At 62.0% G+C, this 7,732-nt stretch carries 6 protein-coding genes; 1 reads left to right on the forward strand and 5 read right to left on the reverse strand.

The window, feature by feature from the left end:
- Positions 1-6: 6 nt before the first annotated feature.
- The 5 genes from M3P27_09810 to greA form a co-directional block, all read right to left on the reverse strand.
- A complete protein-coding gene (locus M3P27_09810) occupies positions 7-3,723 on the reverse strand; it encodes a TonB-dependent receptor (GenBank protein ID MDP9268601.1) in 3,717 nt (1,238 codons plus the stop codon).
- A 156-nt stretch (positions 3,724-3,879) separates the two neighbouring features.
- Positions 3,880-4,824 (reverse strand): isoaspartyl peptidase/L-asparaginase, encoded by a 945-nt coding sequence (locus M3P27_09815; GenBank protein ID MDP9268602.1) that lies wholly within the window; start codon positions 4,822-4,824, stop codon positions 3,880-3,882.
- Between the two features lie 34 nt (positions 4,825-4,858).
- Positions 4,859-5,716 (reverse strand): response regulator, encoded by an 858-nt coding sequence (locus tag M3P27_09820; protein ID MDP9268603.1) that lies wholly within the window; start codon positions 5,714-5,716, stop codon positions 4,859-4,861.
- Positions 5,717-5,806: 90 nt separating this feature from the next.
- Entirely contained in the window at positions 5,807-6,469 is a 663-nt protein-coding gene (locus M3P27_09825) for a CDP-alcohol phosphatidyltransferase family protein (GenBank protein MDP9268604.1), read from the reverse strand.
- 2 nt (positions 6,470-6,471) lie between these two features.
- Positions 6,472-6,948 (reverse strand): transcription elongation factor GreA, encoded by a 477-nt coding sequence (gene greA, locus M3P27_09830; protein ID MDP9268605.1) that lies wholly within the window; start codon positions 6,946-6,948, stop codon positions 6,472-6,474.
- A gap of 245 nt (positions 6,949-7,193) precedes the next feature.
- Here greA and M3P27_09835 point away from each other — a divergent pair, with 245 nt between their 5' ends.
- Positions 7,194-7,730 carry a CarD family transcriptional regulator gene (locus M3P27_09835; GenBank protein MDP9268606.1) on the forward strand — a complete coding sequence of 179 codons (537 nt, stop codon included), beginning with the start codon at positions 7,194-7,196 and terminating at the stop codon, positions 7,728-7,730.
- The last annotated feature ends 2 nt before the right edge of the window (positions 7,731-7,732 follow it).

The raw sequence follows: 7,732 nt of genomic DNA on the forward strand, positions 1-7,732 counted from the left end.
GCTTAGTTACCAGGTCAGCTTGAGTCCGAGCTGGATCTGCCGCGGGTCGAAGGCCGCGCTCGGCGTCCCCGCCGTGCATGAGGTCGAGGAGCAGAGCGGGCTCACGTCCGCAACGTTGAAGCGGTTGACCATGTTGAACATATCCGCGATGGCGTCTAGTTTCACGCGCTCGCTGAGATGGATGCGGCGTGCGACGCGGATGTCGTTGAACACCGTCATCGGCTTGGTCGCAGTGTTGCGTCCGAGGTTGCCGTCGAGCTGGTCGAGGCTCAACGTGCCACCACCGGCGATCACCGCGTTGATGAAGCATGGCGTCTGGAAGAAGCCCGTCGGCGAGTAGGTCGAGGCCTGCGCCGCGAAGCCGCACGAGTTCGTTGCTGTGCCCGCCGGCACGATGTTCGGCCGCGACGAGTTCGGCGAGAACTGGAAGTTCACCGGCTCTGCCGTCAGGATCGTGAACGGCCGTCCGGAAGCGATCTCAATCAGCGGCGCGATCGTCCAGTCGCTGAACACGTGTCCCCAGAATCCTTCACCCACACGGCCGCTTTGGTAGATCCCGCTGACCACCAGCTTATGCCGCTGGTCGAAGGTCGAGTTCGCCCGCTCCTTGTAGGGGAAGTAGCTGTCTTGCGGCGAGAGTAGTGACTGCAGGTCGGTCGAATCGTCGATGGTATGCGACCAGGTGTACGAGGCCAGCATCTCCCAGTGGTTGCCCATGCGCTTCTTCAGGTTCGTGGTCAGGGCGTGGTACACCGAGCTGCCATTCGAGTAGTTCGCCACCATGTCGCTGAACGGGATGCACTGCGGGCTGATCGCGCACGTCGGAGCATTCGTCCCCAGGCCCTGGCTCACGAGGAATGCGGCCGCCGCCGCCGTACACCCAGCACCGAACACCGGAGCTAGGGACGGATTCAGCCCTGACGGACGGAAGAAACTCGTCAGCGCCGCCGGGTAGATGTTGTGCGCCGGGTCGCAAGTCGTGATCGACAGCGGGCTCGTTGTGATCGGCACACCATCGATGAACACGGCACGGTACCAGTTCTGCACCAACAGATCGCCCCGCACCGGATTCGCGTTGATCGGCCGATTGAGGTGCGAACCGTGCGCGAAGTTGTAGGCCACACTGAGCGACCAGTCGCGCCCCAGTTCGCGCTCGACGCTCAAGCCGGCCTGCTGCGTGTAGGCGTGCTCGAACCCCTCGCCCTCGGGGAAACCGAAGGGCTGCATCGACAGCGGCTGGAACGTGCCGCCGGCGAGGTCAAGATAGTTCTGGTTGATGAACGAAGAGGTGGGATCGAAAGAATCGAACTGCTGCTGGTTGGGCAGGTAGCCCATGTTCGTCGCCGCGCCCGGGGGCAGACAATGGCTTGTTCCCAAGATGCCCTGGAACACGTTCGTCGCGTTCAGGTTGAGCGGGCTCGGCACCGCCACGCTGTTACAAGGTGAACCGCCGAACAGGATCAGCTGCGGCGTGCCCACGCCATCGGTCGCGCTGCCCAGGAACAACAGACCGAGCAGCGGGTTGTCGTAGAACATGCCGTAGTTTGCCCGCACCACGGTCTTGCCGTCACCCCACGGGTCCCACGCAATGCCGATGCGCGGCCCGATGTTGTCGGCGTCGGTGCCGAATCCTTTCTGGATCCCAAGCGCAGCGTAGGAATCCGCCGACAAGGTGTTCGGGAATGCACTCTTCTCTGAAAACTCCACGTCATACCGCACGCCGATGTTCATCGTGAGCCGCGGATGGATGCGCCAGCTGTCCTGGATGTAGAAACCCACCGGCTTCACATTGAAGGACGCGCGCGGGTTGCCGATGCCCTGCACCATCGTCGACGGTACGCCAAAGCCGTAAGCTTGCACCGGCGACATGCCCGGCAATCCCGGGAAGCCGATCTGCGTGCCCGAGAGCGCGCCGAAGTTGTAGACGTTGCCGAAGTTCACGGTGAACGATGCGTCCACCGGGATGTACTGAAAATCGGCGCCGAACTTCACCGTGTGATTGCCATGCACCCAGGAGAAATTGTCGGCGAACTGCCAACGCTGCTCCACCCGGTCCACCACTGAGAACGGCTCGCGGCCGATGAATCCGAAGCCCGCGATGTTCACCGCGACGTCGCCGCCCTCCGGGATCAGCGTGTTGAAGTCATACTTGAGTCCGCGGCGGGCGTATTGAAAGCGGAACTCGTTCACCTTGTTACTGCCGATGAGCCACGTATCCTGCGCTGTCCCGGCGGCGTCACGATAAGTCTGGATCGAGGTGCGCGAGTAAGCGTTCTGTCCGAAGTTCTGGTTCTGCGCATTCACCTGGATGCCGGTCTGCGTCGAGGGTGAGACGTTTACCCGCAGCATGGCGGTGTTGTTGTTGGTGAAGTGATGGTCGATACGCGCTGACCACAGGCTCGTCCCTTCGAACACCGGATAGTTGCCGCGTTGCAGGTTCAACGGCGCGTATTGCCCGGGCAGGCCGTGGCACAGGATGTTCGTGACGATGTTGCAGCTGCTGGCGAAGTTGGGGGTAGCACCACCGAAGAGATTGAAGAGGGTGTTGTTCAGTCCGATGCTTCCGGTGTTCCCCACCATCGTGCCGTAAAGGCCGATCGCGGAAGCGGAGCCGACAAAGAACGAATACGCCTGCGACGTCGCGCTTGGAGGCAGCGCGGCCAGCACCGCTGCCTGCGCCGGCGTTGCCTGGATCACGAAGCTCCCCGCCGGTGCCAGGAATTTGCTGGAGACATCGGTTGTCACCAGGCCGAAACACGTTACGCCCCCGTTGCAATCGTCGCCCATGGTCGAGAACCCGGTCTCGTGCCGGCGCGTGCCTTCGTAAGAGACGAAGTAGAACGTCTTGTCCTTGACGATGGGCCCGCCGAAAGCCGCGCCATACTGCGCGCGCGTGTAGGCAGGATCAGGCACGTTGGTGAATGGGTTCTGCGCCTGGAGGTTGCGATTGCGCAGATAGCCGAAGGCCGAGCCGTGCCACGCATTCGAGCCCGACTTGGTGATGATGTTCACCACGCCACCGGAGGCGCGGCCGTACTCGGCGGCGTATCCGTCCTTGATGATCTGGAATTCCTGCACCGCATCCTGAGAGACGGTGGAGCGGATGCCGTTGACCGAAGCGTCCACGTTGTCCGCGCCGTCCATGTTCACCAGGTTGCTGCGCGCGCGCTGTCCGTTGAAGTTCAAGCCCGAGGTAGGCGCCGCGCCGATCGAAGGCGCGGTGTCGCGAGCCACCTGCGAATCGGTGAGTGAGAAGTTGATGTAATTGCGGCCGTTGATCGGCAGATTCTCGATCTTGTCCTGGCCAATGGTCGTGGTCCCGGAGCTGCGTTGCGTCTCGATCAGTTCTGCTTCCGCCGACACTGTTACTTCGGCCGTGGCCGACTCCACCGACATCGCTACCGGAAGCTCGGCGGCCTGCCCGATCGTGAGGATCACGTCCTTCGAAGTCCACTTAGCGAATCCGGGCGCCTCCACCGAGACGGTGTACCGTCCCGGCACCAGTTGCAGCAATTGGTACTCGCCGTTCTGGTCGGTCGTCGTCGTGCGCTCTAGCCCGCGCTGTTCATCCTTCACCGTGACCTTCGCGCCCTGCACCAGCGCGCCTTTGGGGTCGCGGACAAGTCCATGCAACTGGGCGGTGGACGCATCTTGCGCCGGCGCGTTCCACGTGAGCAGCAGCAGCACGCACAACACACTGACGATTCGCAATGTCGTTTTCATAGTCGCTCCAACCCTCATATGGCGCAGGCTGCGCCCGGATCCACTCGCTGGGGAAGTAAAGGTGGGGAACGTTGTATATCAGGTACTACTCGGGTGGCAAGATAAGAAGATGCTGAATCAGCCTAGTACCGCGGTTACCGATCCGCGGCTCGCACGTCACACTTGGATGCCCGCAGCCTCGCCCGCGGCGCTCTTGCGTGCCCACGCCATGCGCGGCGTGTTGTGTGCGATGCCGTAGTGGCCCTTCGCGTCCAGCAGGATCATGCCACCGTGCCCGTTCAGCCGCGATTTCAAATACGTGATCGCCGCTGGCGCGGCCATGTCCGGCGGTTTGCCGGCCGCGACCAGGTCGGCCGCCCACTTACCTAGCACCAGCTTCATCATCGGCTCGCCCCAGCCGGTCGTAGATACCGCTGCGCTCAGGTTGTCGGCATAGCAGCCGCAGCCGATCAGCGAGGAATCTCCCACGCGACCCGGAGCCTTGTTCAATGTGCCGCCGGTCGAAGTCGCCGCCGCGATGTTCCCGGCCGCATCGAGCGCCACTGCCCCAACCGTGTCGTGCGAGGTCGCGGGCGAGCCGGGATTCCCTTCGACCAGGTCAGCGGTGAATATCTCCTGCTCGCTGTCGGAGGTCGGATTCGCTTGGAACTCTTTCAAGCGCCGCACCTCGCGCTCGATGACTAACTCTTCGTTGCGGCAGAGTTCGATGCCGTGCTCCTGCGCGAAACGCTCCGCGCCCTCGCCCACGAAATAGACGTGCGGACTTTCCTCCAGCACTTTGCGGGCAGCGCGGATGGGGTTGCGGATACGCTCCACGCATCCCACACCGCCGGCCCGCAGCGTGCCGCCATCCATCATGAGGGCGTCGAGTTGCACGCGGCCGTCGCGGGTAAGGAAGCTGCCTCGGCCAGCGTCAAAGGTCTCGTCGTCTTCCATCACCACGAGGGCCGCTTCGACGGCGTCGAGCGCTGACGCGCCTTGCTCGATGGCGCGCCATCCGGCCGCCACGGCGGCCCGCACTCCGCGCAGATGCGCCTCGACCATGTCGTCGGGGATCGCCCACGCGCCCCCGTGCACCAGTAGGATCGGAAGTGTGCTCACGTTTGGGATTGTAACCGGCTCGCGCAGACTGCGCTCAGTCGAGATACTTGATGAAGACCACTTCGTTCTGCTGTTCGTTGTAGAGCAGTTCGTCAACGATCGCGCGCGTCATCAGCAGTCCGAAACCGCCCGCACGCAGGCCCTTCTCTTCGCGCACCATCACATGGTGCACGGGATCTTCCGGCGGATTCGAGCACGCCGCGTGGTCCAGTTCTTCGAAACGGAAACCCGTACCCGGATCGGAGATGCGATAGAGCAGCATGCGCTTGGTGCGCAAGTACGAGATGCGGACATAGAGCGAGGGGTCGAGCTTGCCACCCCACTCCACCGCGTTGAGCAAGAGCTCGCGGAAGGCTTGTCCCACGTTGTCGCGCACGTCTTCGGGCAGGTCGGTTTTCAATCGCAGCATGAATTCGTGGATGCGCTCGGCCGACTCACGCTCGCACGGTACCAGCAGTTCCACCCAGTCGGGCCGCGCCGACACGACCTCGATCACCGGCGCACTCGCCGACTGCGCCGCCGCCTTCTCCACCACCGACACCACGTCGGAGGTGATGAACGGCTTCGAGATGCATTGATAGACCTGCGCGCGCACCGCGGTGAGCAGGGTTTCCGGGCGATTGTCGCCGGTCATCACCACTACGCGCGGCTTTATCGGACGCGAGCGCAGTTGCGTGAGTACCTCGAGCCCGTTCATGCGCGGCATCCAGACGTCGAGCAGCATCACGTCGAACTTGCGTTTGCGCAGCTGCTGCATCGCTTCCACGCCGTTTTCGGCGGTGGTCACCGTCATGCCGGCGCGGTCCAGTGCCTTGACCAGCAGCTTCCGCAGCGCAGGTTCGTCTTCGACTACCAGGACCTTTTTAGCTTTTGCGGTGACTGCTCGGGTCATCAGACTCACAGACGGGGGAACGCGATTATATCTGCCCGCGCAGGAAACGGAACTTGAAAAGCGATGCCGGCAAACCCAAGGGAACCACGCCTACTTCGCCGGCCAGGGCTCCGCATGCGCGCCGGCGCTCGGTGCCTGCTGTTTTTCGTCAAGACGCTTCGTGCGTTGGTAGGTGAAAGCGATGCGGTGGATCACGGTGATGGTGGAAAGCACCGCTAGAACCCAGAGGACGGGCGCCATCTTGTTGAACAATGCGCCGATGATGATGAGCACGATGCGCTCTGGGCGCTCCATGAACCCCACCTTGCACGTCCCGATCAGCGATTCGGCGCGCGCGCGTGTGTAGCTCACCATGACTGAGGTGACCATCACCAGCGCGGTAAGCACAAGATAGAAAAAGCGGTTGGCGCGCGCGTAGTAGACCAGCAGTCCGAAGAAGAGCGCGACGTCGCTATAACGGTCGATCACCGAATCGAAGAATGCGCCGAACTGAGTGACCTGCCCGGTGGCACGCGCCACGCGGCCATCCACCATGTCGAAGATACCGGCGCCGATGATCACCAGGCCGGCGTAGCGGAACATGCGCTGCTGGTTATCAGCGTTCGCGAAACCGAAGAGCACGGCGGCGATCACGTTGATCACCAGCCCGAGGAAGGTCAGCACATTGGGCGAGATGCGCGTGAGCGCAAGCCCGCGGACGATGGCATATAACACCACGCGGGACGCCCGTCCGAATGCCCCTGTCCAGCTCACCGCTAACTCCCCGCCTCGTCGTGGATGGTCTTCAGCTTCAGGATCTCGAGCTCGCGGTTTCCCGTCGGCGTCACCACCGTCACCGTATCGCCCTTCTTCTTACCCATCAGGCTGCGCCCGATGGGTGAGGTGGTCGAGATCAATCCTTTGGTGACGTCGGCTTCTTCGCTGGTGACGAGCTTGTACTCGATCTCTTCATCCTTGGTCGAGTCGTAGATCTTGATGGTCGAACCGAACGCGACCTTGTCCTTGGGAATGTCTTTGAGATTGACCAGCGACAGCTCGCCCATACGCTTCTTGAGCTGGCCCAGGCGGGCACGCACGAACTCCTGGCGCTGCTTTGCCATGTGGTACTCGGCGTTCTCGCTCAAGTCACCCATGGCCACCGCCTTCTTCAGTTCCTTGGGCAGCTCATGAGTGAGCTCGTGCTCGAGGGTCATGATCTCGTCCTCGAGCTTTTTCCAAACGTGCTGAGTCATTTTGGGAGGTTCCTGCTTTTTTCCCGGCGGTTGGAGGCAGAACGCTGGAATACGTGGGATTATACGCCAGCTCACCGGCAGGGGTTATCAACCTGTGACCTCAGCCTGCTCTGGCATAAGGAGTTAGCTGGATTTTGCCCCAGCACGGGTGCAGCCTGAGTTGTCTTTTCCACAACTCTCGCTTATAATCGGGTCTAGTCGTTCCCCCGATACTTGCCCCCCACTATCCCACTAGGATGCCCTTCATGAGCAGCAGCAGCAACGGGTTCCAGATCGGCGACAAGGTCGTCTATCCCAATCATGGTGTTGGCGTGATCGAGCAGATCTCCAGCCGCACGATGGGTCCGAACGTCGAGAGATTCTACCTCCTCAAGATCAAAGCCAGCAGCCTCAAGGTGATGGTGCCCTTCCACAATGTGGAGAGCGTCGGCCTGCGGCGGGTGGTCCGGAACGGCGAGATCCAGAAGATCCTGGACTTCCTCACCGACGGCAAGTGCTTGAACAATGCCGACTGGAAAGACCGTTTCAAAGAGAACTCCGACCGCATGCGGACCGGGTCACTGCTCGAGGTGGCCGGCGTGCTGAAGAGCCTGCTCATCCTCAATCGGACCAAGCCGCTCAGCTTCCGCGAGAAGAAGATGCTGGACCGCGCGCGCTACCTGCTGGTAAGCGAGCTGGCGATGGCGAAGAACCTGGAAGAGCAGATCGTGGAAGACATGCTGACGAAATCGCTCTCCAAAGCAAAACTCAAGTTCCCCGAAACGACGGCAGCCGAAGCATAGCG

The organism is Acidobacteriota bacterium (assembly GCA_030774055.1).
In the GTDB taxonomy this organism is placed as follows: domain Bacteria; phylum Acidobacteriota; class Terriglobia; order Terriglobales; family Acidobacteriaceae; genus JACPNR01.

Excerpts from the sequence above, each read along its gene's own strand:
- M3P27_09835 (MDP9268606.1), top strand. The coding sequence starts at position 7,194 with ATGAGCAGCAGCAGCAACGGGTTCCAGATCGGCGACAAGGTCGTCTAT.
- M3P27_09810 (MDP9268601.1), bottom strand. The coding sequence starts at position 3,723 with ATGAAAACGACATTGCGAATCGTCAGTGTGTTGTGCGTGCTGCTGCTG.
- M3P27_09820 (MDP9268603.1), bottom strand. The coding sequence starts at position 5,716 with ATGACCCGAGCAGTCACCGCAAAAGCTAAAAAGGTCCTGGTAGTCGAA.
- greA (MDP9268605.1), bottom strand. The coding sequence starts at position 6,948 with ATGACTCAGCACGTTTGGAAAAAGCTCGAGGACGAGATCATGACCCTC.